This is a genomic window from Aeromonas sp. S8(2024) (assembly GCF_041403085.1).
In the GTDB taxonomy this organism is placed as follows: domain Bacteria; phylum Pseudomonadota; class Gammaproteobacteria; order Enterobacterales; family Aeromonadaceae; genus Aeromonas; species Aeromonas dhakensis.
Genome location: NZ_JBGLRF010000015.1, coordinates 51,266 through 71,011, shown reverse-complemented (window position 1 = coordinate 71,011; position 19,746 = coordinate 51,266). Strand labels below are relative to the sequence as shown.

The 19,746-nt window shown below is 62.4% G+C and carries 19 protein-coding genes and 1 tRNA gene; 14 read left to right on the top strand and 6 right to left on the bottom strand.

Annotated elements, in window-relative coordinates; genetic code table 11:
• Positions 1-33: 33 nt before the first annotated feature.
• Positions 34-109: transfer RNA gene (locus ACB031_RS22155), tRNA-Thr, on the top strand.
• Between the two features lie 48 nt (positions 110-157).
• Here ACB031_RS22155 and ACB031_RS22150 read toward each other — a convergent pair.
• A complete protein-coding gene (locus ACB031_RS22150) occupies positions 158-412 on the bottom strand; it encodes a hypothetical protein (RefSeq protein WP_371140247.1) in 255 nt (84 codons plus the stop codon).
• 92 nt (positions 413-504) lie between these two features.
• Between ACB031_RS22150 and ACB031_RS22145 the strand changes: the two genes are divergently transcribed.
• The 12 genes from ACB031_RS22145 (at position 505) to ACB031_RS22090 (ending at position 13,744) form a co-directional block, all read left to right on the top strand.
• Positions 505-1,770, top strand: coding sequence for a cytosine deaminase (locus ACB031_RS22145; protein ID WP_017788468.1), 1,266 nt, complete (start codon positions 505-507; stop codon positions 1,768-1,770).
• An 85-nt stretch (positions 1,771-1,855) separates the two neighbouring features.
• On the top strand, positions 1,856-2,233 hold the full coding sequence (crcB, locus tag ACB031_RS22140; RefSeq protein ID WP_005307266.1) for a fluoride efflux transporter CrcB: 378 nt from the start codon (positions 1,856-1,858) through the stop codon (positions 2,231-2,233).
• A 65-nt stretch (positions 2,234-2,298) separates the two neighbouring features.
• Positions 2,299-3,051 (top strand): bifunctional demethylmenaquinone methyltransferase/2-methoxy-6-polyprenyl-1,4-benzoquinol methylase UbiE, encoded by a 753-nt coding sequence (ubiE, locus tag ACB031_RS22135; protein WP_010635575.1) that lies wholly within the window; start codon positions 2,299-2,301, stop codon positions 3,049-3,051.
• An 8-nt stretch (positions 3,052-3,059) separates the two neighbouring features.
• Positions 3,060-3,668, top strand: coding sequence for an SCP2 domain-containing protein (locus ACB031_RS22130; RefSeq protein ID WP_005307271.1), 609 nt, complete (start codon positions 3,060-3,062; stop codon positions 3,666-3,668).
• Entirely contained in the window at positions 3,668-5,308 is a 1,641-nt protein-coding gene (ubiB, locus tag ACB031_RS22125; RefSeq protein WP_005307274.1) for a ubiquinone biosynthesis regulatory protein kinase UbiB, read from the top strand. The genes ACB031_RS22130 and ubiB overlap by 1 nt, the downstream gene beginning before the upstream one ends.
• Before the next feature lie 41 nt (positions 5,309-5,349).
• Positions 5,350-5,601, top strand: coding sequence for a Sec-independent protein translocase subunit TatA (tatA, locus tag ACB031_RS22120; protein ID WP_005307275.1), 252 nt, complete (start codon positions 5,350-5,352; stop codon positions 5,599-5,601).
• 3 nt (positions 5,602-5,604) lie between these two features.
• Positions 5,605-6,054, top strand: coding sequence for a Sec-independent protein translocase protein TatB (gene tatB / locus ACB031_RS22115; protein WP_371140246.1), 450 nt, complete (start codon positions 5,605-5,607; stop codon positions 6,052-6,054).
• The gene (gene tatC, locus ACB031_RS22110; RefSeq protein WP_005307280.1) at positions 6,051-6,806 is read left to right on the top strand and encodes a twin-arginine translocase subunit TatC; all 756 of its coding nucleotides are present in this window, start codon (positions 6,051-6,053) and stop codon (positions 6,804-6,806) included. Before tatB ends, tatC begins: the two co-directional genes overlap by 4 nt.
• Before the next feature lie 111 nt (positions 6,807-6,917).
• A complete protein-coding gene (locus ACB031_RS22105) occupies positions 6,918-7,703 on the top strand; it encodes a TatD family hydrolase (protein WP_095591744.1) in 786 nt (261 codons plus the stop codon).
• A 3-nt stretch (positions 7,704-7,706) separates the two neighbouring features.
• Complete coding sequence (gene hemB, locus ACB031_RS22100) at positions 7,707-8,726, top strand: porphobilinogen synthase (protein ID WP_017766322.1); 1,020 nt, start codon at positions 7,707-7,709, stop codon at positions 8,724-8,726.
• Between the two features lie 227 nt (positions 8,727-8,953).
• Positions 8,954-10,996, top strand: a complete 2,043-nt coding sequence (gene prlC, locus ACB031_RS22095) for an oligopeptidase A (protein WP_010635571.1) — start codon at positions 8,954-8,956, stop codon at positions 10,994-10,996.
• A 204-nt stretch (positions 10,997-11,200) separates the two neighbouring features.
• On the top strand, positions 11,201-13,744 hold the full coding sequence (locus ACB031_RS22090; RefSeq protein WP_371140245.1) for a putative bifunctional diguanylate cyclase/phosphodiesterase: 2,544 nt from the start codon (positions 11,201-11,203) through the stop codon (positions 13,742-13,744).
• Between the two features lie 3 nt (positions 13,745-13,747).
• Here ACB031_RS22090 and ACB031_RS22085 read toward each other — a convergent pair whose 3' ends face one another.
• On the bottom strand, positions 13,748-14,488 hold the full coding sequence (locus tag ACB031_RS22085; protein WP_371140244.1) for a substrate-binding periplasmic protein: 741 nt from the start codon (positions 14,486-14,488) through the stop codon (positions 13,748-13,750).
• A 76-nt stretch (positions 14,489-14,564) separates the two neighbouring features.
• On the opposite strand from ACB031_RS22085, the gene ACB031_RS22080 reads away from it, so the two are divergent.
• Positions 14,565-15,311: a class I SAM-dependent methyltransferase gene (locus tag ACB031_RS22080; RefSeq protein WP_268009939.1), complete on the top strand. Its 747-nt coding sequence runs from the start codon at positions 14,565-14,567 to the stop codon at positions 15,309-15,311.
• A 60-nt stretch (positions 15,312-15,371) separates the two neighbouring features.
• On the opposite strand, the gene ACB031_RS22075 is transcribed toward ACB031_RS22080, so the two are convergent.
• The 4 genes from ACB031_RS22075 to rhlB all read right to left on the bottom strand — a co-directional run bounded on the left by ACB031_RS22075 (position 15,372) and on the right by rhlB (position 19,635).
• On the bottom strand, positions 15,372-15,641 hold the full coding sequence (locus tag ACB031_RS22075) for a Rho-binding antiterminator (protein ID WP_371140243.1): 270 nt from the start codon (positions 15,639-15,641) through the stop codon (positions 15,372-15,374).
• A gap of 23 nt (positions 15,642-15,664) precedes the next feature.
• Positions 15,665-16,645 carry a DUF4382 domain-containing protein gene (locus ACB031_RS22070; protein WP_371140242.1) on the bottom strand — a complete coding sequence of 327 codons (981 nt, stop codon included), beginning with the start codon at positions 16,643-16,645 and terminating at the stop codon, positions 15,665-15,667.
• A 196-nt stretch (positions 16,646-16,841) separates the two neighbouring features.
• Positions 16,842-18,332, bottom strand: a complete 1,491-nt coding sequence (gppA, locus tag ACB031_RS22065; protein ID WP_139753692.1) for a guanosine-5'-triphosphate,3'-diphosphate diphosphatase — start codon at positions 18,330-18,332, stop codon at positions 16,842-16,844.
• 13 nt (positions 18,333-18,345) lie between these two features.
• Positions 18,346-19,635, bottom strand: a complete 1,290-nt coding sequence (rhlB, locus tag ACB031_RS22060) for an ATP-dependent RNA helicase RhlB (RefSeq protein WP_005307299.1) — start codon at positions 19,633-19,635, stop codon at positions 18,346-18,348.
• Between the last annotated feature and the right edge of the window lie 111 nt (positions 19,636-19,746).

Here is a 19,746-nt window from a genome sequence, read left to right as displayed (position 1 = left end):
TACGCGGTGAGCGTGGTCTTTACCGGTTAGTGTGCTGATATGGCTCAGTCGGTAGAGCGCATCCTTGGTAAGGATGAGGTCCCCAGTTCGATTCTGGGTATCAGCACCATTAAATATTAAAGCCTCCCAATCGGGAGGCTTTTTTGTTTCTGCTTTTTCAATTCATCGATATCTGTCTGGCATCGAGATAGAAACGGGGCTGTCCCGACGCTTCTATCTGGATGGCAGCCACCAGTCGTTCATCGCGTTTGTATTCCCACTGCTTCTCTATCGAGGTCAATGGTGGCTTGCTGATGCCCAGCGTCTGCAGATACTCGTGAAACAAGCCTGCGCTGCCGATCTCGGTCAATCCTACTTTCATCCCAATCAACTCCCTTTTATTGTTGCTGTCTATCAATAGTAACAGTCTCATATGTATTCAATATGAACGCTTTTCTATCAAATTGATCCAAGCTAAGTTGTGGCTTGAAAAAGCAATTGGCGGCTGAAAAAAGGAAGAAAAACATGCTGATAAAGAACCTGCGCCTGGCCGGCAGGGAGGGGACCTGGCAGATCCTCTGCCAGGATGGCCTGATCCGTGCCATCGAGCCCATGAGCACTCATCTGCTCTCCACCCATGAGCTGGATGGGGAGGAGGGGCTCGCCATTGCCCCCTTTATCGAACCGCACATCCATCTCGATACCACCCAGACGGCGGGCGAGCCGAGCTGGAACCTCTCCGGCACCCTGTTCGAGGGGATCGAACGCTGGGCCGAGCGCAAGGCAATGCTGACCCACGAGGATGTGAAACGGCGCGCCATCCAGACGCTGAAGTGGCAGATCGCCAACGGTATCCAGTTTGTCCGTACCCACGTCGATGTCTCCGATCCCAATCTGGTCGCTCTCAAGGCGATGCTGGAGGTGAGGGAAGAGATGCAGGAGTGGGTGGAGCTGCAGATCGTCGCCTTCCCGCAGGAGGGGATCCTCTCCTACCCGAACGGCAAGGCGTTGCTGGAAGAGGCCCTCAAGCTGGGTGCCGACGTGATCGGCGCCATCCCCCATTTCGAGTTCACTCGGGAATATGGGGTCGAAAGCCTGCACTATGTGTTCGATCTTGCCGAGAAGTATCAAGTTCTGGTCGATGTGCACTGTGACGAGATCGACGACGAGCAGTCCCGCTTTATCGAGACGCTGGCGACCCTGGCCTACGAGCGCGGCATGGGCCAGCGGGTGACCGCCAGCCACACCACCGCCATGCACTCCTACAACGGGGCCTATGCGTCGCGCCTGTTCCGGCTGTTGAAGCTGGCCGACCTCAACTTCGTCGCCAACCCGCTGGTGAATATCCACCTGCAGGGGCGGTTTGACAGCTATCCCAAGCGCCGCGGCATCACCCGGGTGAAGGAGATGCTGGCGGCGAACATCAACGTCTGCTTCGGTCACGACGACGTGTTCGACCCCTGGTATCCCATGGGGACGGCCAACATGCTGCAGGTGCTGCACATGGGGCTGCATGTCTGTCAGGTCATGGGGTACGAAGAGATCAACGACAGTCTCAAGCTGATCGGCAGTCACAGCGCCCGCACCCTGAACGTGCAGGATCGCTACGGCATCGAGCTGGGCAAGCCGGCCAATCTGCTGATCCTGCCTGCCGAGAACGGCTTCGATGCGGTGCGCCGGCAAGTGCCGGTGCGCTACTCCATTCGCCATGGCAAACTGATTGCCGACACCAGGCCGGCCCGCACCACGCTGCACCTGGCACAGAGCGAGCCGGTCGATTTTCGCCGTTGAGCCGAGGGCGTCGATTAATTGCCCTGCTGTCCCCCCGGGTCGACATTTTGCATAATGTCGGCCTGATACTGTGGAGTCTGCTTCCATGCAAACCTGGTTATTTGTTGCTGCCGGCGGAGCCATCGGTGCCTGCCTGCGTTTTGGCATCGCCGAGCTGATGGCGCTGCTGCTGGGGCGCCACTTCCCCTACGGCACCCTGATGGTCAATCTGATCGGCTCCTTCATCATGGGGGTAGCCTACGCCCTCATCCTGCACGGCCACATAGCCGAACACCCGATGAAGCCGCTGTTGATGGTGGGGATCCTCGGTGCCCTCACCACCTTCTCCTCTTTTGCGCTGGACACGGTAGCGCTGGCCCAGCATGGCGCTTATCTCAAGGCGCTGCTCAACATCGGTCTCAACCTGTTTCTCTGTCTGGCCATGGTGGTGCTGGGGATGCAGTTGGTCGCCAGCCGGGTTTAAGGTGTCCGCACGCCATTGGCTCTGGTAAACTGGCGGCCATTCTTTGCTCTATGGGTGTTTAAGGGATGTCAGAACAGACTACGACAACGCATTTTGGCTTTAAAACCGTGGCCGCGACCGAGAAGGAAACCCTGGTCGCCGGCGTCTTCCATTCGGTGGCAGCCAAGTATGATCTGATGAACGATCTGATGTCGTTCGGCATCCACCGCCTGTGGAAGCGCTTCACCATCGACTGCTCCGGTGTGCGCAAGGGCCAGAAGGTGCTGGATCTGGCCGGTGGTACCGGCGATCTGACCGCCAAGTTCTCCCGCATCGTCGGTGAAACCGGTCAGGTGGTGCTGGCCGACATCAACGACTCCATGCTCAAGGTGGGTCGCGACAAGCTGCGCAACCTGGGGGTGGCCAACAACGTCTCCTACGTTCAGGCCAACGCCGAGGCGCTCCCCTTCCCGGACAACCATTTCGACGTCATCACCATCGGCTTCGGCCTGCGCAACGTTACCGACAAGGACAAGGCGCTCGCCTCCATGTTCCGGGTGCTCAAGCCGGGTGGCCGTCTGCTAGTGCTGGAGTTCTCCAAGCCGGTGAGCGAAGTGATCGCCAAGCTTTATGATCTCTACTCCTTCAAATTGCTGCCGAAAATGGGCGAAATCGTCGCGAACGACAGCGAAAGTTACAAATATCTGGCGGAATCCATCCGCATGCACCCGGATCAGCAGACCCTGGCCGGCATGATGGAAAATGTCGGTTTCGAGCAGGTGGAGTTCTACAACCTGACCCAGGGCGTGGTCGCCTTGCACCGCGGTTACAAGTTTTAAGGTCGCCTATGCCGATGGATGCCATGGTCACCGCGGTGATCGAAACCAGCCTCAACCGGCTGCTGGAACTGGACAAGCAGAGCCCCGAGCGGCTGCGCAAGCTGGCGGGCAAGGTACTCAAGCTGGAGCTGCGCGAGCTCAAGCCGCTCTGGTTTGTCTTCTCCGGGCGCCGGCTGGATGTGCTGGCCAAGTTTGAAGGGGAGGCCGATGCGGTGCTGAGCCTCTCCCTGACTGCCCTCGGCCTGCTCAAGGATCCCTCCTCTCTGACGCGTTACATCCGCGAGGAGAAGCTGGATCTGAGCGGCGACCCCCAGCTGGTGCAGGCGTTCAGCGTGCTGCTGGGTGAGCTCGACATTGACTGGGAAGAGGAGCTGTCCCGTTACACCGGCGACGTGTTGGCCCACACCCTGCTGCGTGGTGCTCGTCAGGCGCGTCGCTTGCTGGGCCGTGAACTGTGCCGCAGCCAGCGTCAGCTGGCCGAGTATCTGACCGAAGAGATCCGGCTTGCGCCGGGTCCGCTGGAAGTGGCCAGCTTCAACGACGATGTCGAGTTGCTGGCGCAACAGATGAAAGCGGTCGAGCTGCGGCTGGCCCGCTTCGAACAGCGGGTAGCCTGATGACACCGAAGGAGTTCAAGCGCCTCTATCGCATCATCAGCATCCTGCTGGAGCAGGGCATCGACGAGCTGGTGCCCGCCCGTTATCAGCCCTGGCCCGGCCGGCTGGCCCGCCGCAGCCTGTTCTGGCTCAAGAACAAACACCAGGAGCTGAGCCGTGGTGCCCGTATCCGGCTCGCCTTCGAGGCGCTCGGCCCCATCTTCATCAAGTTCGGCCAGATGCTCTCGACCCGGCGCGATCTGCTGCCGCCGGATATCGCCGAAGAGCTGGCTTTGCTGCAGGACAGGGTGCCCCCCTTCTGCGGTCAGGCCGCCCGTCGCCAGATCGAGGCAAGCCTGGGCTGCACCATAGAGACCCTGTTTGACGACTTCGACGAGACGCCGCTGGCGTCCGCCTCCATCGCCCAGGTGCATACCGCCAGGCTGAAGGAGAACGGCCGCGAGATCGTCATCAAGGTGATCCGCCCCGATATCGAGCCGGTCATCGAGGCCGACCTGCGGCTGATGCAGGCGCTGGCCCGTCTGGTGGCCCGTTTCGTGCCCCAAAGCGGACGACTGCGCCCCATCGAGGTGGTGGAGGAGTATCGCAAGACCATCCTCGACGAGCTCAACCTGATGCGGGAGGCGGCCAACGCCATCCAGCTGCGCCGTAACTTCACCGGCTCAGAGGCGCTCTACGTGCCCGAGGTGTTCACCGAGCACTGCCGCGAGCAGGTGCTGGTGATGGAGCGGATCTACGGCATTCCGGTCTCCGACATCGCGGCGCTGGAGGCCAACGGCACCAACATGAAGCTGCTGGCCGAGCGCGGGGTGGAGGTGTTCTTCACCCAGGTGTTCCGTGACAGCTTCTTCCATGCCGACATGCACCCGGGCAACATCTTCGTCTCCTATGAGCACCCCGAGAATCCGCTCTGGATCGGCATCGACTGCGGCATCGTCGGCACCCTCAACCGGGAAGACAAGCGCTACCTGGCGGAGAACTTCCTCGCCTTCTTCAACCGCGACTACCGCCGGGTGGCCGAGCTGCACGTGGAGTCCGGCTGGGTGCCGCCCGATACCAAGGTGGACGAGTTCGAGTTCGCCATCCGCACCGTGCTTGAACCCATCTTCGAGAAGCCGCTGTCCGAGATCTCGTTCGGCCACGTGTTGCTCAACCTGTTCAACACCGCCCGTCGCTTCAACATGCAGGTGCAGCCGCAGCTGGTGCTGCTGCAGAAAACCCTGCTCTATGTGGAAGGGCTGGGTCGCCAGCTCTATCCCCAGCTGGATCTGTGGCAGACCGCCAAACCCTATCTGGAAAACTGGATGTACCAGCAGGTGGGGCCCAAGGCGGTGTGGACCGCCATCAAGGAGAAGGCGCCATTCTGGGCGGAGAAGCTGCCGGAACTGCCGGAGCTGGTCTACGAGACCCTGCGCCAGACCCGCCATCAACAGCACCATTTCGACCAGATGTTCGCCGAGTTCCGCCGTCACAGTCGTCGGCAGGGTCAGGCTCGCTACCTCTTAGGGGTTGGAGCCAGCCTGCTATTGGCCGGTGTATTCTTGCTGACCCAAAAACAACACATTGAGTGGGGACAAATCAGCCTCGCCGGCGCCGGGTTATGCTGGCTGCTGGGTTGGTTGCGGACCCGTTCTCATTAAATAAACCGCGCCAGCGGGCGCCTGTCCTGGAGATAAAAATCATGGGTGGTATCAGTATTTGGCAATTGTTGATCATCGCAGTCATCGTCGTGCTGCTGTTTGGTACCAAGAAGCTGCGTGGCATCGGTGGTGATCTGGGCGCCGCGGTCAAGGGTTTCAAGAAGGCGCTCTCTGACGAGCCGAGCGATGCCAAGTCCGAGCAGAAGGATGCCGAGTTTCCGCCGAAGCAGCTGAACGAAGCGGCCGGCCAGCCTAGCGATGCCGCCAAGCAGAAAGATAAAGATCAGGCCTAAGCCATGTTCGATATCGGTTTCTGGGAGCTGGTTGTCATTGGTGTCGTCGCCCTGGTGGTGCTCGGTCCCGAGCGGCTGCCCGTGGCGATCCGTACCGCCAGCCACTGGATTAGACTGATCCGCAGCACCGCCAACTCGGTCAAGGCCGAGCTGGAGCAGGAGCTCAAGTTGCAGGATCTGCACAACGACCTGAAGAAGGCCGAACAGCTGCAGATGAACAACCTGAGCCCCGAGCTGCAGGAGTCTATCGAGCAGCTGAAAGCGGCCGCACAATCGGTGACCCGTCCATACGAACAGCAAAACACCATCCATCCCGCACCGGCGTCGGCCGAGGTGAAGGAGGAGCCGGTGCCGCCAGCCGCGGCGGCGGCCGCGCCGGAACAGACTGCGATCGTGGATGAGCGCTCCGGTACCCAGTCACGTACCGAACAAGGGGAGGTGAAGCAGCCATGAGTCAGGCCGAGCAACCCCTGATCAGCCACCTGGTAGAGCTGAGAACGCGCCTGCTGCGTTCCATCACCGCCATCCTGCTGGTGTTCATCGCGCTGATCTACTTCTCCAACAACATCTACGACTTCGTGGCCCAGCCGCTGCTCAGCCAGCTGCCGGAAGGGACCAGCATGATAGCGACGGACGTGGCGACGCCCTTCCTGACGCCGATCAAGCTGACCCTGGTGGTCTCCTTCTTCGTGGCGATCCCCTATCTGCTCTACCAGGCCTGGGCCTTCATCGCCCCCGGTCTGTACCAGCATGAACGGCGTCTCATCATGCCGCTGGTCGCCTCCAGTGCCGTGTTGTTCTACGCCGGCATGGCGTTTGCCTACTACGTGGTGTTCCCGCTGGTGTTCGGTTTCTTCACCAGCACCGCGCCCGCCGGAGTAACGGTGGCGACCGACATTGCCAGCTATCTGGACTTCGTGCTGACCCTGTTCTTCGCGTTCGGGGTGGCGTTCGAAATTCCGGTAGCCACCATACTGCTGTGCTGGACCGGGGTGACCACCCCCAAGAGCCTGAAGGAGAAACGTCCCTACGTCGTCGTCGGGGTGTTCGTGGTCGGCATGCTGTTGACGCCGCCGGATGTCTTTTCCCAGACCTTGCTCGCGATCCCCATGTGGGCTTTGTGGGAGATAGGTCTGTTCTTCGCCCGCTTCTACGTGAAGAAAGAGGACGAGGAGCAACAGGAATCAACGGAAGAGGGGAGCTGAGGCTCCCTTCCTCTTTTCATGCTCCCGTTCGAGGCGTATGGTAAGGCCCCATCGAGTAGATGGTTTTCAAATACCTGATATGTCTTCCTTTTGTTCGGACCCGCTGACCCCATGATCGACATAGGTGTAAACCTGACCAGCAGCCAGTTCGCCGATGAACAGGCCGATCTGGTGGCCCGCGCCCGCGCCGCCGGGGTGGAGGCGCTGATCCTGACCGGCACCGATCTGGTCGGCAGTCACGAGAGCGCTACCCTGGCCGCCCGCTGGCCGGGCTACTGCTTCTCCACCGCCGGGGTGCACCCCCACGACGCCAAGAGCGTGGATGACCACACCTGGCCGGCCCTGCGCACGCTGGCGGCACTGCCCCAGGTGGTGGCCATCGGCGAGTGCGGTCTCGACTACAATCGCGACTTCTCGCCCCGTCCGGTGCAGGACGCGGTGTTCGACGCCCAGCTGGCGCTGGCCGCCGAGCTCGGGATGCCGGTGTTTCTCCATTGCCGCGATGCCCACGCCCGTTTCATCGAGATCCTGCGCCCCTGGCTGCCCAAACTGCCGGGGGCCGTGCTGCACTGCTTCACCGGCTCCGATGAGGAGCTGGACCAGTGTCTGGCGTTGGGGCTGCATATCGGGGTGACCGGCTGGCTCTGTGACGAACGCCGTGGTCAGCAGCTGCGTGAACAGGTGGCCCGCATTCCGGCCGGCCGGCTGATGATAGAGACGGATGCCCCCTACCTGGTGCCGCGGGATCTGAAACCCAGACCCAAACGCAACGAGCCCGCTTTTTTGCCGCACATCGCCCAGGTGGTGGCGGCCTGCCGTGGTGAAGCGCCCGAGGCCTTGCTGGCCCATACCCGGGCCACCTCCGCCGCGTTTTTCCAACTTCCTCTTTTGGAGTGACTCATGGCTACAACTCTTCCAGGCGCCTTTCCGGGCCGCCGCCTGCGCCGGGTGCGCAAACATGATTTCAGCCGTCGTCTGGTACGCGAGAACGTACTGACCGCCAATGATCTCATCTACCCCGTGTTCGTGCTGGAGGGGGAAAACCGCCGTGAGGCCGTCCCCTCCATGCCTGGGGTGGAGCGTCTCTCCATCGACCTGTTGCTGGAGGAGGCAGCCGAACTGGTGGCACTTGGCGTGCCGGCCATCGCCCTGTTCCCGGTCACTCCACTCGAGCAGAAGAGCCTGCTGGCGGAAGAGGCCTACAACCCGGACGGGCTGGCCCAGCGCACAGTGCGTGCCTTGAAGGCCCGCTTCCCGGAGCTGGGGGTCATCACCGACGTGGCGCTCGACCCGTTTACCACCCACGGTCAGGACGGCATCATCGATGATGAAGGCTATGTACTGAACGACATCACCACCGAAATCCTGGTGAAACAGGCGCTCTCCCATGCTGCCGCCGGGGTCGATATCGTGGCGCCGTCCGACATGATGGATGGTCGTATCGGTGCCATTCGCGCGGCGCTGGAAGAGAACGGCTTCATCAACACCCAGATCATGGCCTACTCCGCCAAGTACGCTTCCTGCTACTACGGCCCGTTCCGCGACGCGGTCGGCTCGGCCGGCAACCTCGGCAAGAGCAACAAGGCCACCTATCAGATGGATCCGGCCAACAGCAACGAAGCCCTGCACGAGGTGGCGCTGGATATCCAGGAAGGGGCCGACAGCGTGATGGTCAAGCCGGGCATGCCCTATCTGGATGTGATCCGCCAGGTGAAGGATCAGTTCGGCGTGCCGACCTTTGCCTACCAGGTGAGCGGCGAGTACGCCATGCACATGGCGGCGATCCAGAACGGCTGGCTGAAGGAGAAGGAGAGCATCATGGAGTCCCTGCTCTGCTTCAAGCGGGCTGGGGCCGACGGCATCCTCACCTACTTCGCCAAGCGCGTGGCGCAGTGGCTGAAGGAAGATGCCCGGGCCTGATGGCAGGACGCCTTCTATGCAATGCAGACAATGCCGGCCCCAGGGCCGGCATTGTCGTTTCTGGGAGGCTATCTGGTCGTTTTGTGCGCACCTTTTGACCAAATGTGGGCAGCGGCCCTCGCTCTCGATGGCAAAGGCTTGATTAATGGGGTTTCTGCCTACATCTTAGGTAGTCCAAGCAAGCTTCTGGACGGCAGGGGCTGTAGAGAATTTAGAGGTATTGCCGGATGACTAACCCTTTGCTGACAATGGACTCGCTGCCCCCGTTCAGCCAGATCCAGCCCGACCAGGTACAGCCTGCCGTGACGCAGGCCATTGCCGATTGCAAACAGAAGATCAGCGATGTGCTGGCCCAGCGCGAGCCCCACACCTGGGACAGCCTGATCGCCCCGCTGGAAGAGGTAAATGACCGTCTGTCCCGGATCTGGTCGCCGGTCAGCCACCTCAACTCCGTGCTCAACAGCGAGGCGCTGCGCGAGGCCCACGACGCCTGCTTGCCGCTGCTGTCCGAATTCCAGACCTACGTCGGCCAGCACGAAGGGCTCTATCAAGCCTACCTGGCCCTCTCCGAGAGCGACGATTTCCCCCTGCTGAGCGCCGCCCAGCGCAAGGAGATCCAGAATACCCTGCGCGATTTTCGCCTGTCCGGTATCGGTCTGCCCGCCGAGGCACAGCAGCGCTACGGCGAGATCCAGGCCCGCCTCTCCGAGCTGGCCTCCCGTTTCAGCAACAACGTGCTGGACGCGACCCAGGGTTGGAGCAAGCTGGTGACCGACGAGGCCGAGCTGGCCGGGCTGCCTGCGAGTGCACAGGCCGCCGCTCGCCAGCTGGCCGAGCTGAAGGGCAAGGAAGGCTGGCTGTTCACTCTGGACATCCCCTCCTACCTGCCGGTGATGATGTATGCCGACAACCGCGCCCTGCGCGCCGAGCTGTACGAGGCCTTCACCACCCGCGCCTCCGACCAGGGCCCCAATGCCGGCAAGTGGGACAACTCCGCCATCATGACCGAGCTGCTCACCCTGCGCCGCGAGCTGGCCCAGCTGCTGGGCTTTGCCAACTACGCCGAGCTCTCCCTTGCCACCAAGATGGCGGACAAGCCGGAGCAGGTGGTGAACTTCCTCACCGATCTGGCGCGCCGCTCCCTGTCGCAGGGCAAGGCAGAGCTCGAAGAGATCCGCGCCTTCGCCAGCGAACAGCACGGCCAGAGCGAGCTGGCGGCCTGGGATATTCCCTATTACGCCGAGAAGCTCAAGCAGCACAAGTTCTCCATCTCCGATGAGCAGCTGCGCCCCTACTTCCCCGCCAGCAAGGTGGTGAAAGGGCTGTTCGAGGTGGTCAAGCGGGTGTTCGGCATGAAGGTGCGCGAGCGCCTCGGCATCGACACCTGGCACCCGGACGTGCGCTTCTACGACATCTTCGATGCCGAGGATGAGCTGCGCGGCAGCTTCTACCTCGATCTCTATGCCCGTGAGCACAAGCAGGGCGGCGCCTGGATGGATGTCTGCCTGGGTCGTCGCTACCGTCAGGACGGTTCGCTGCAAAAGCCTGTGGCCTACCTGACCTGCAACTTCAACGGCCCGGTGGATGGCAAACCCGCCCTGTTCACCCACAACGAAGTGGTCACCCTGTTCCACGAGTTCGGCCACGGCATTCACCACATGCTGACCCGGATCGACGTGGCCGGCGTGGCCGGCATCAACGGCGTGGCCTGGGATGCGGTGGAGCTGCCGAGCCAGTTCCTCGAGAACTGGTGCTGGGAGTCCGAGGCACTGGCCTTCATCTCCGGCCATCACGAGACTGGCGAGCCGCTGCCTGCCGATCTGCTGGAGAAGATGCTGACCGCCCGCAACTTCCAGGCGGCCATGCAGATGCTGCGCCAGCTGGAGTTCGCCCTGTTCGACTTCCGTCTGCACCAGGAGTTTGACCCGGCCAATGCGGATCAGATCCCGGCGCTGCTGGACGAGGTGCGTCGCGAGGTGGCGGTGATGACGCCGCCGGCCTTCAACCGCTTCCAGCACAGCTTCTCCCACATCTTCGCCGGCGGTTATGCGGCGGGCTACTACAGCTACAAGTGGGCGGAAGTGCTCTCCGCCGACGCCTTCTCCCGCTTCGAGGAGGAGGGGATCTTCAACCCGGTGACCGGCCACTCCTTCCTGAAGAACATCCTGGAGAAGGGCGGTTCCAAGGAGCCGATGGAGCTGTTCCGCGCCTTCCGTGGCCGTGAGCCTCAGGTGGATGCCTTGTTGCGCCACAGCGGGATTGCCGCATGAGGCTGCAGGCCCCGCCAGGCGTGAGCTTCAAGCAGGTACACCTCTGCCACAGAGTGCGATCACCGCGTGATTTTTGAGATAAAAAGGGACCTTTTGGTCCCTTTTCTCAAGGCATTTTAATATCTTGCGGATAGCATGTTTGCACTGTTCCCGCCTCTTCAGTAGAGTCGGGGTCTACCTTCCAAGGAGAGAAAGAACCTTGCCATGAGGCGAGCACTCGAGTCTGTCTATCAAATCATCTCAAGTCTGTCTCATTCGAGTGGTCAGGGATATTTCGATACCTTTGTGAGTGAAATCGCAGCAGCGGTCGGGGCCGACTTCGTCCTGATTTCGGGTAGGGATCAAGCGGGGCTCTCCTGCAAGGTGCATGCAACCTATCCTGCCTCTCTCGATACGACCCGCTTCAGTTTTCCGGTCAGCGCCACCCTGGGGGAGATCACCCTGCAGGAGGGCGAGGCCTGGTTCAGCGATCGGGTACAGCAGCTGTTCCCCCACGCCGCCGTGTTGAAGGCCTGGCAGATCCAGGCCTATGCCGGCATCGCCCTCAAGAGTGCGCAAGGGGAGACAGTGGGCATCTGCAGCCTGCTGTTCAAGCGGCCGCTCACCAACATGGACAAGGTGATGGGCCTGCTGCGCCTGCTGGCTCCGCTGGCAGGGCGCGAACTGGCGCTGATGCTGCAGCAGCCGGCGCCGCCCCAGCCCGAGTACCACGATTTTCTGCACACCATGATGTCCCACGCCCCGGTGGGGATCGGCAAGCTCGATCTGGACGGCAAGATCCTCTGGACCAATCCGGCCATCGAAAAGATGCTGGGCTACAGCCAGGAGGAGCTGGTTCATCGCAACGCCGCCGAGCTCAATCATCCGGAAGACTGGCTGCGCAGCGTCGCCTGCTATGAAGAGCTCAGGCGCGGCGAGCGTACCGCCTTCACCCAGGAGAAGCGTTACCTGCACCGTGACGGCCAGCTGCTGTGGGGGCGGGTCACCGTCACCCTGGTGCGGGACGATCAATTGCAGCCCGACTACCTGATGGTGGTGCTGGAAAACATAGACCCCCTCAAGCGTCACGCCGAGCAGCTCAAGCTCTCCCACCGGGTCTATGACAACCTCTCCGAGGCGATCCTGGTGTGCGACGCCGACAGTCGCATCATCTCGGTCAACCCGGCGTTCGAACAGATCACCGGCTACAGCGAGGAGGAGGTGTGCGGCCAGCGCCCCAGCCTGCTCAAGTCCGGCCTGCACGATCAGGCCTTCTACGCCGACATGTACCACGCGCTGGAGCGGGTGGGGGTGTGGCGCGGCGAGGTGTGGAACAAGCGCAAGAACGGCAAACTCTACCCCCAGCAGCTGATGATCAGTACCCTGCGGGAAGGGGGGCGGATCAGCCAGTACATCGCCATCTTCAGCGATCTCTCCCAGACCAAGCTGGCGGAGCAGAAGATCGCCGCCCAGGCCAACTACGACAATCTCACCGGGCTGCCCAACCGCTGGCTGTTCGGCCGCTGCCTCAGCCGCTTCTGCGAGCGGGGCGAGCGCTTCGCGCTGATGGTGCTCGACCTCAACAACTTCAAGGCGGTCAACAACAGCATGGATCACCATGCCGGTGACGCCCTGCTGCGGGAGGTGTCGGATCGGCTGGTGAGCCGGGTGCGCACCGAAGATCTGGTGGCCCGCATCGGCGGCGACGAGTTCGCCTTCCTGGTGCCCGGCATCGTCAACCGCCGCCAGGCCGAGGTGTTTGCCAAGCAGGTGGTCGGCGGCTTCGCCCGCCCCTTCATGCTGGCCAACCAGCACCTCTACGTGACGGCTACCATCGGCATCACCCTCTGCCCGGGCGATGGGCTGGAGAGCGACGAGCTGCTGCGCAACGCCGAGCAGGCGCTGTTTGCCGCCAAGCGGCAGGGACGGCTGCTCGGCAGCTACTGCGCCTCCATGCGCGAAGAGGTGCGCCAGCGTCACCAGATGCAGCAGGATCTGGCGGAGGCGATCAAGCTCGAGCAGCTGACCATGGCCTACCAGCCGATCTGGGACAACCGCAGCGGCCGGGTCGCCAAGCTGGAGGCGCTGGTGCGCTGGTATCACCCGCACTGGGGTCAGGTGTCGCCGGCGGATTTCATTCCGCTGGCGGAGGAGGCGGGGCTCATCCAGGGGCTGGGGGCGCTGGTGCTGTGGCAGTCGTGCCGGGATCTGGCGCGGCTGCAGCAATCCGGCTTCCCGGATCTGCAGATGTCGATCAACCGCTCCACCCTGGAGTTCCAGACCATAGATCCGGAGGCGAGCGAGTGGCTCAAGGTGATCCACCACTTCGGGCTGGATCCGGCGGACATCGTCATCGAGATCACCGAATCCCTGCTGATGGAGACCAGCGATCAGCACAGGGTGCGGATCGATGCCCTGCGCGAGGCAGGCTGCAAGCTGGCCATCGACGACTTCGGTACCGGCTACTCGGCGCTCAATTATCTGCGCAACTTCCCGGTGGACCTAGTGAAGATCGACCGGGCCTTCGTGCGCCACATCCCGTTCAACGAGCAGGACCGGCTGCTGCTGGACGGCATCATCAACATAGTGCACAACCTCGGCATGCAGGTGGTGATCGAGGGGGTGGAGACCCGCGAGCAGCTCAACTTCCTCTGCCAGAAGGGGTGTGCCTTCACCCAGGGTTATCTGCTGAGCCGGCCGCTCGCCTACGACGACCTCACCGAGTATTTGCAGCTCAACGACAAGAGCATGTTCTTGCAGACCAGCTGACCCTTACTGCGCCGCTTTCATCCTCTCCTGTTTCTCCTTCAGTGTCCGGTAATCCTCCCCGAGATAGCGCAGATAGATGCGATCCAGCACCCCTTCGTCCAGCATCTGCTGCAGCGCCTTGTTGTAGGCGGGCAGCAGGTCTGCCTTCTGCTTGCCGAAGCAGAGGTAGAGCGGGGTCGAGTCGAGAAAGGGGGTGAGCGCGCGGATCTTGACGTCCTGTTCTCTGGAGAGAATGGGGGCCGAGAAGTAATCCAGCACTATCAGGTCGACCCGGCTCTTCTCCAGCATCAGCAGCAGCTGCTTGTCGGAGTGGGCCTTGATGGGCACCCAGCCGGTGAAGTGCTTGATCCTGTCGGTGTAGTCATAGCCCCTGACCATCCCCACTTTCAGTCCCTTGGCCATCTCCCACGAGAAGGTTTGCAGCGGGCTGTCGCTGCGCACATAGGCGGCCAGCGGGTAGAAGGCGGTGGCAAGATCGGAGTGGTAGCAGCCGAGGAGGGGCGCGTTGTCGAGAATGCCGTCCGCCAGCTCGGTGTTGACGTACTGTTCGCAGCGTCCCCACGGCAGTTCGAGCAGGGTGAGCTGCATGCCGAGGCGGTGTGCCACCTCTTGATGGATCTCGACCGATATGCCCTCCATCAGCTTGCCCTGTTCGGCGTAGGAGAAGGGGGGCCAGTCAACGCCGCAGACCTTGAGATGGCCACCGCTCTGGGCGGCAAGCAGCAGGGCGATAAGCAGGTGCATGGGGTTTCCTCCCTACAGCCACGTAAAGGGGCTGTGATACACTCGGTTCACTGAACTTAGAATGCATCCAGAGCCCATGCAAATCCTCCTCGAAGACCCCGCCAAGGCGGCCCAGGCAGAAGCCCTGAGCAGCCAGCTTGACCAGATCGACCTGCCCCAGTTTGCCCTGGTGTTCACCTCGGAGCGGCTGGAGCTGCGCAAGCTGGACGAACCCAAGCTGGGCGCCGTCTACGTGGATTTCGTCGAAGGGGCGGTGGCTCATCGCCGCAAGTTCGGCGGCGGCCGTGGCCAGTCCATCGCCAAGGCGGTGGGGCTCAAGGCGGGCGCCATGCCGACCGTGGTGGATGCCACCGCCGGGCTGGGACGCGATGCCTTCGTGCTCGCCTCCCTCGGCTGCAAGGTGACCATGATCGAGCGCAGCCCCGTGGTGGCCGCTCTGCTGCAGGACGGGTTGGCACGCGCCGCGCAGGATCCCGAGATCGGCCCCTGGGTGCGCGAGCGGATGCAACTGCTGCACGGCCCTGCGGTGGAGACCCTGCTGGGATTGGCCGAGCGGCCGGATGTCATCTACCTCGACCCCATGTTCCCCCACAAGCAGAAGTCGGCGCTGGTGAAAAAAGAGATGCGGGTGTTCCAGTCGCTGGTGGGGGCGGATCTCGACGCCGATGCCCTGCTGCCGGCTGCGCTCACCATGGCGGACCGGCGGGTAGTGGTGAAGCGGCCGGACTACGCAGGCTGGCTCAACGAGCAGAAGCCGAGCATGGCCATCGAGACCAAGAGCAACCGCTTCGATGTCTACGTGATGGCGGCGCTGGCGGGGTAACGCTGCACGCGAGGGATATAAAGAAGAGGGCCAACCCGATGGGGTTGGCCCTCTTGCCATCTATTGGCTGTTGGCTGGGGCTGGTGGGGCGAAGCGGATCAGCTTCTCCTCCCCCTGCCAGTTGAGCGCCATGGTCGCCAGTTCCGCCAGGCTGAGCCGTTCGCCGCCGTGCAGCAGCAGGTACTCGACCCCTTCTCTGGCCTCTATGGTGCGGATCTTGTCCGCCCACTGGCGGCCATCCTTACAGGTGAGGGCGACCGGCAGCTGCCAGCTGGCGGCGATCTCCAGCCAGTCGTAGAGATCGCAACTGATGGGTTGGTATCTGCTCATGCGGTCGTCCCCCTTGTCGCCCGTTACTGGAAGTTGATGCTGGTGGTGGGTGCCACCACCGTCTGGGCCTTCTGCACCTGTTCCAGTTGCAGCGGGTCGTCGGCCACTGCCGGATCATCCTCGTCGCCGTTGCAGACCAGCACCAGATCGTAGCTGCCGAGATTGACAAATCCCAGCTCGTAGCCAAAGCCGCCTCCGGTCTGCGGCAGCACGGGGGCGCTGGCGTAGAAGCCGTTGTCGCTGTCCGCCATGTCGGGGTAGTTGTCGCCGCTTCTGGGCTGGTAGAAGTAGACGAAGGCCTTGTCGGTCAGCTGACCACCGCACAGCCCGGCCGCGACCGAGCCCTTGACGGTGGCAACCTGAGTGTTGTTCACCAGCCGTACGCCTCTCGGTTTGAGCTTGTAGTACTGCTCGTGGCCTGGCAGCACCATGGACTGGCGCAGATCGAATTCGGTGGTGAAGGCACTGAGGCCGCTGGCGGCAATGGTGAAGGCGTCCAGCTTGAGCTCGCTGCTGGGCACCTCGAGCGGCTTGATCACCCCATCATCCTGCTTGACGTAGGAGTAGGGGGTGCCGTCCAGAAACTGGTTGGCGACCTCCCGCCCGTCCAGCACCCGCAGCCGCATCTGGCTGTAGTTGCCGGGCACCACGCTCTGGCTGGCCAGCAGGGGGCGACTGGCGGACCCCTGATAACTCAGCAGGTCTATGTAGGTAAACAGCGGCCTCCCTGCGCTGTCGAGCGGAATGGTCTCGCCGCTCGGGGTACAGCCATCGTCCTGGGTCGAGGTGAGGAAGCTGGCGGTGGTCCAGCTCTGCTCGGTGCCGGCGACGGGGTGGATGCTGATGTTGGAGACGGCGATGCAGACCTTGCTGACGCCATCTACCGGGGCGTCGGAGAAGGCCAGCGAGAGCTGGGCCTGTTGTGGCTGGCTGCTGCTGTCGCCGCCACCGCCGCCGCAGGCGGTGAGCAGGGCGGTCAGTCCGATCAGGGTCAAAGGTTTCATGGCGTCCATTCCGGTTGGTTGTGAAGACAACCCTACTCTAGTCGAACGTAGGCCATGAGGGGGGAGGCAGAGCCCAGACGCAAGGGCGGGATCTGCCCGTCAGCCCAATAAAATCAAGGGGCAGGCCTGAGTGGCGCCAGTGCTGGCTGCGAAAGAGATTGTCGGAACCTTGGGGCACTGATTGGGCTGGGCCCAATCAGGCTTCCAGCAGTCGGGTAGGCCAGCCCATCTTCTGCTGGCGCTCCACTTCGAGGCGCAGCTCGCTGGCGCGCAGGTAGTGCTCGTCCAGCCACCCCTTGGGCAGGGTCAGCGTCAAGGCCTCGTCATCCGCCTGCAGGGTAAAGATCGGCACAGTGCCCTGGGTGCGGCGCATGCAGAGGATCAGCGCGATGCGCAGGATGCGGGCCAGCCGGATCGCCTGGCGAGCCGTGACGGCACCCTGCTTCTCCAGCGGTTCCAGCTTGAATTCGTCCCGCTGGTTGAACAGCAGGGCCGACAGCAGCTTCTTCTGCGCGGGGGTGAAACCCGGCATGTCGATGTTGTCGATGATGTAGGCGGCGTGTTGCGGCGCCTTCTTGTACTCGATGCACAGACCGATCTCGTGCAGCAGGGCCGCGTAGCGCAGGATCGGGCGACCGTAGCGCTTGGAGAGACGCCAGGCCGGCTGCAGCTGGGTGAACGCCTCGATGGCGGTATCGCGCACCCGCTCGGCGTGCTCCTTGTCCAGCTGGTAGCGGCTGATCAGGCTGTCGGCGGTACGATCGCGGGCATCACAGTCGTGATTGTTGCCGAGCAGGCCGTAGATTAAGCCTTCGCGCAGGGCGCCGCCGGCCAGCGTCATGCTCTCGATGCCGAGGGTTTCGAAGATGGCGATCAGGATGGCGAGGCCGGAGGGGAACACGGTCAGCCGCTCGGCCGCCAGCCCTTCCAGTTGCAGCTGGTCGAGCTTGCCACAGGCGATGGCCTGACCCATCAGCTCCTGCAGCTTCGGCAGGGTGACCCGCTCGCTCTTGCCCTGCGCCAGCATGATCTCCTGCAGCGCCTGCACCGTGCCGGAGGCGCCGACACAGGTGCGCCAGCCGAGCACGCGGTAATCGTCCGCCACCTTATCCAGCACCGTTTTGGCGGCGGCAATGGCCTGGTTGAAGCGCGCTTCGCTCAGCTCGCCGTCACCGAAGTGGTTGTTGAGCCAGGTGACGCAGCCCATGTGCAGGCTGTTGAGCAGCTTGGCCTCGCTCTGTTCGCCGATCACCAGTTCTGTGCTGGCGCCGCCGATGTCGATCACCAGCCGGTTGCCTTCCCCCGCCGAGGTCCAGGAGACCCCTTCATAGATGGTCTTGGCCTCTTCCTCACCCGAGATGATCTCGATGTTGTGGTTGAGCACCCGTTCCGCTTCACGCAGAAACTCGTCGACGTTGGTGGCCAGCCGCAGGGTTGCGGTGCCGACGACCCGGATGTTGTCGGCCGGAATGTCCTGCAGCTGCTCGGAGAAGAGGCGCAGACAGTCCCAGCCCCGCTCCATGGCGGCACGGCTGAGACGAAAATCGGCATCCAGACCGGCGGCGAGGCGCACCTTGCGCTTGACCTTGGTGACGGTGCGCAGGGCACCGGCGACCTCGCGCACCACCAGCATGTGAAAGCTGTTGGAGCCGAGGTCGATGGCGGCATAGAGAGGCGAGTTGTGCAACTGGGCCTATCCTTCAGCTTTTGCGGGGAGGACGACGACGGTTGTTGCTGTTGCCACCGCCCTGGCGATCGCGCATGTTGCGGTTCACCGGCTGACGGTTGCGGAACACCCGTTTCGGCGCGGTCACGTCATCCAGCAGCGCCTCGCGGTCATACTTGCTGACCGGGATCGGGTGGTGGATGTACTCCTCGATGGCCGGCAGGTTGAAGGCATAGTCTTCACAGGCCAGGCTGATGGAGTGACCGCTCTTGCCGGCACGACCGGTACGACCGATGCGGTGTACGTAGTCCTCGGCGTCGTCGGGCAGGTCGTAGTTGAAGACGTGGGTCACGTCGGGGATGTGCAGACCACGGGCGGCCACGTCGGTGGCAACCAGAATGTCTACCGCACCCTTGGTGAAGTCCTCCAGGATCTTCATCCGCTTCTTCTGTGGCACGTCGCCGGTCAGCAGACCGACCCGGTGGCCGTCATTCTCCAGCCAGGCGTGAACGTCTTCACAGACGTGCTTGGTGTTGGCGAAGACGATGGCTTTCTCCGGCCACTCCTCTTCCATCAGGGAGAGCAGCAGCAACATCTTGTCTTCGTTGGAAGGGTAGAAGAGCTCTTCTTTGATTCGTACGCCGGTCATCTGCTCCGGCTCGACCTGCACATGTTCCGGGTGGTTCATGTGTTCGTAGGCCAGCTCCTGCACCCGAAGGGAGAGGGTGGCGGAGAACAGCATGCTCAGACGCTCGGTAGCGGGCGGCATGCGGCGGAACAGGAAACGGATGTCCTTGATGAAGCCGAGATCGAACATGCGATCCGCCTCATCCAGCACCACGACCTGGATGTTGCTCAGATCGATGACCTTGGACTTGAAGTAGTCGATGATGCGGCCTGTGGTGCCGATCAGGATGTCGACACCCTGCTCCAGCACGGCCAGCTGCTTGTCGTACCCTTCACCGCCGTAGGCGAGGCCGAGCTTGAGACCGGTCGAGGCGGCCATGCTGTCGGCATCGTTGTAAATCTGTACTGCCAGTTCCCGGGTCGGGGCCATGATGATGGCGCGCGGCTGATTGATGAGGCGCGGCTTGGTCAGCGGGTGGGTCAGCAGATAGTTGAAGGTGGCAGCCAGGAAGGCGATGGTTTTGCCGGTACCCGTCTGGGCTTGGCCGGCGAGGTCATGGCCTTCTACCAGCAGCGGCAGAGAGAGTGCCTGGATGGGGGTGCAATAGTGAAATCCCTTTGATTCCAGACCAGCCAGAACTTCGGGTTCGAGGCCCATTTGGGCGAATTTGTCGGTCGTTAAGTGTGTTTTGCTCATGGCGGTAGGTTATCAGGTTAGGCTTGCAATAATAAACAGGATCATTTCAAATAGGGCAACTATTGCCTTTGTTGATACGTCAATAAAGCCTTAATTACTGACTGGAGTTGG

Excerpts from the sequence above, each read along its gene's own strand:
- hemB (WP_017766322.1), top strand. The coding sequence starts at position 7,707 with ATGGCTACAACTCTTCCAGGCGCCTTTCCGGGCCGCCGCCTGCGCCGG.
- tatC (WP_005307280.1), top strand. The coding sequence starts at position 6,051 with ATGAGTCAGGCCGAGCAACCCCTGATCAGCCACCTGGTAGAGCTGAGA.
- ACB031_RS22075 (WP_371140243.1), bottom strand. The coding sequence starts at position 15,641 with ATGAGCAGATACCAACCCATCAGTTGCGATCTCTACGACTGGCTGGAG.
- ACB031_RS22105 (WP_095591744.1), top strand. The coding sequence starts at position 6,918 with ATGATCGACATAGGTGTAAACCTGACCAGCAGCCAGTTCGCCGATGAA.
- ACB031_RS22090 (WP_371140245.1), top strand. The coding sequence starts at position 11,201 with ATGAGGCGAGCACTCGAGTCTGTCTATCAAATCATCTCAAGTCTGTCT.
- tatA (WP_005307275.1), top strand. The coding sequence starts at position 5,350 with ATGGGTGGTATCAGTATTTGGCAATTGTTGATCATCGCAGTCATCGTC.
- ACB031_RS22145 (WP_017788468.1), top strand. The coding sequence starts at position 505 with ATGCTGATAAAGAACCTGCGCCTGGCCGGCAGGGAGGGGACCTGGCAG.
- ACB031_RS22070 (WP_371140242.1), bottom strand. The coding sequence starts at position 16,645 with ATGAAACCTTTGACCCTGATCGGACTGACCGCCCTGCTCACCGCCTGC.
- tatB (WP_371140246.1), top strand. The coding sequence starts at position 5,605 with ATGTTCGATATCGGTTTCTGGGAGCTGGTTGTCATTGGTGTCGTCGCC.
- ubiB (WP_005307274.1), top strand. The coding sequence starts at position 3,668 with ATGACACCGAAGGAGTTCAAGCGCCTCTATCGCATCATCAGCATCCTG.
- ACB031_RS22130 (WP_005307271.1), top strand. The coding sequence starts at position 3,060 with ATGCCGATGGATGCCATGGTCACCGCGGTGATCGAAACCAGCCTCAAC.
- ACB031_RS22085 (WP_371140244.1), bottom strand. The coding sequence starts at position 14,488 with ATGCACCTGCTTATCGCCCTGCTGCTTGCCGCCCAGAGCGGTGGCCAT.
- prlC (WP_010635571.1), top strand. The coding sequence starts at position 8,954 with ATGACTAACCCTTTGCTGACAATGGACTCGCTGCCCCCGTTCAGCCAG.
- ubiE (WP_010635575.1), top strand. The coding sequence starts at position 2,299 with ATGTCAGAACAGACTACGACAACGCATTTTGGCTTTAAAACCGTGGCC.
- crcB (WP_005307266.1), top strand. The coding sequence starts at position 1,856 with ATGCAAACCTGGTTATTTGTTGCTGCCGGCGGAGCCATCGGTGCCTGC.
- ACB031_RS22150 (WP_371140247.1), bottom strand. The coding sequence starts at position 412 with ATGAGACTGTTACTATTGATAGACAGCAACAATAAAAGGGAGTTGATT.
- ACB031_RS22080 (WP_268009939.1), top strand. The coding sequence starts at position 14,565 with ATGCAAATCCTCCTCGAAGACCCCGCCAAGGCGGCCCAGGCAGAAGCC.
- rhlB (WP_005307299.1), bottom strand. The coding sequence starts at position 19,635 with ATGAGCAAAACACACTTAACGACCGACAAATTCGCCCAAATGGGCCTC.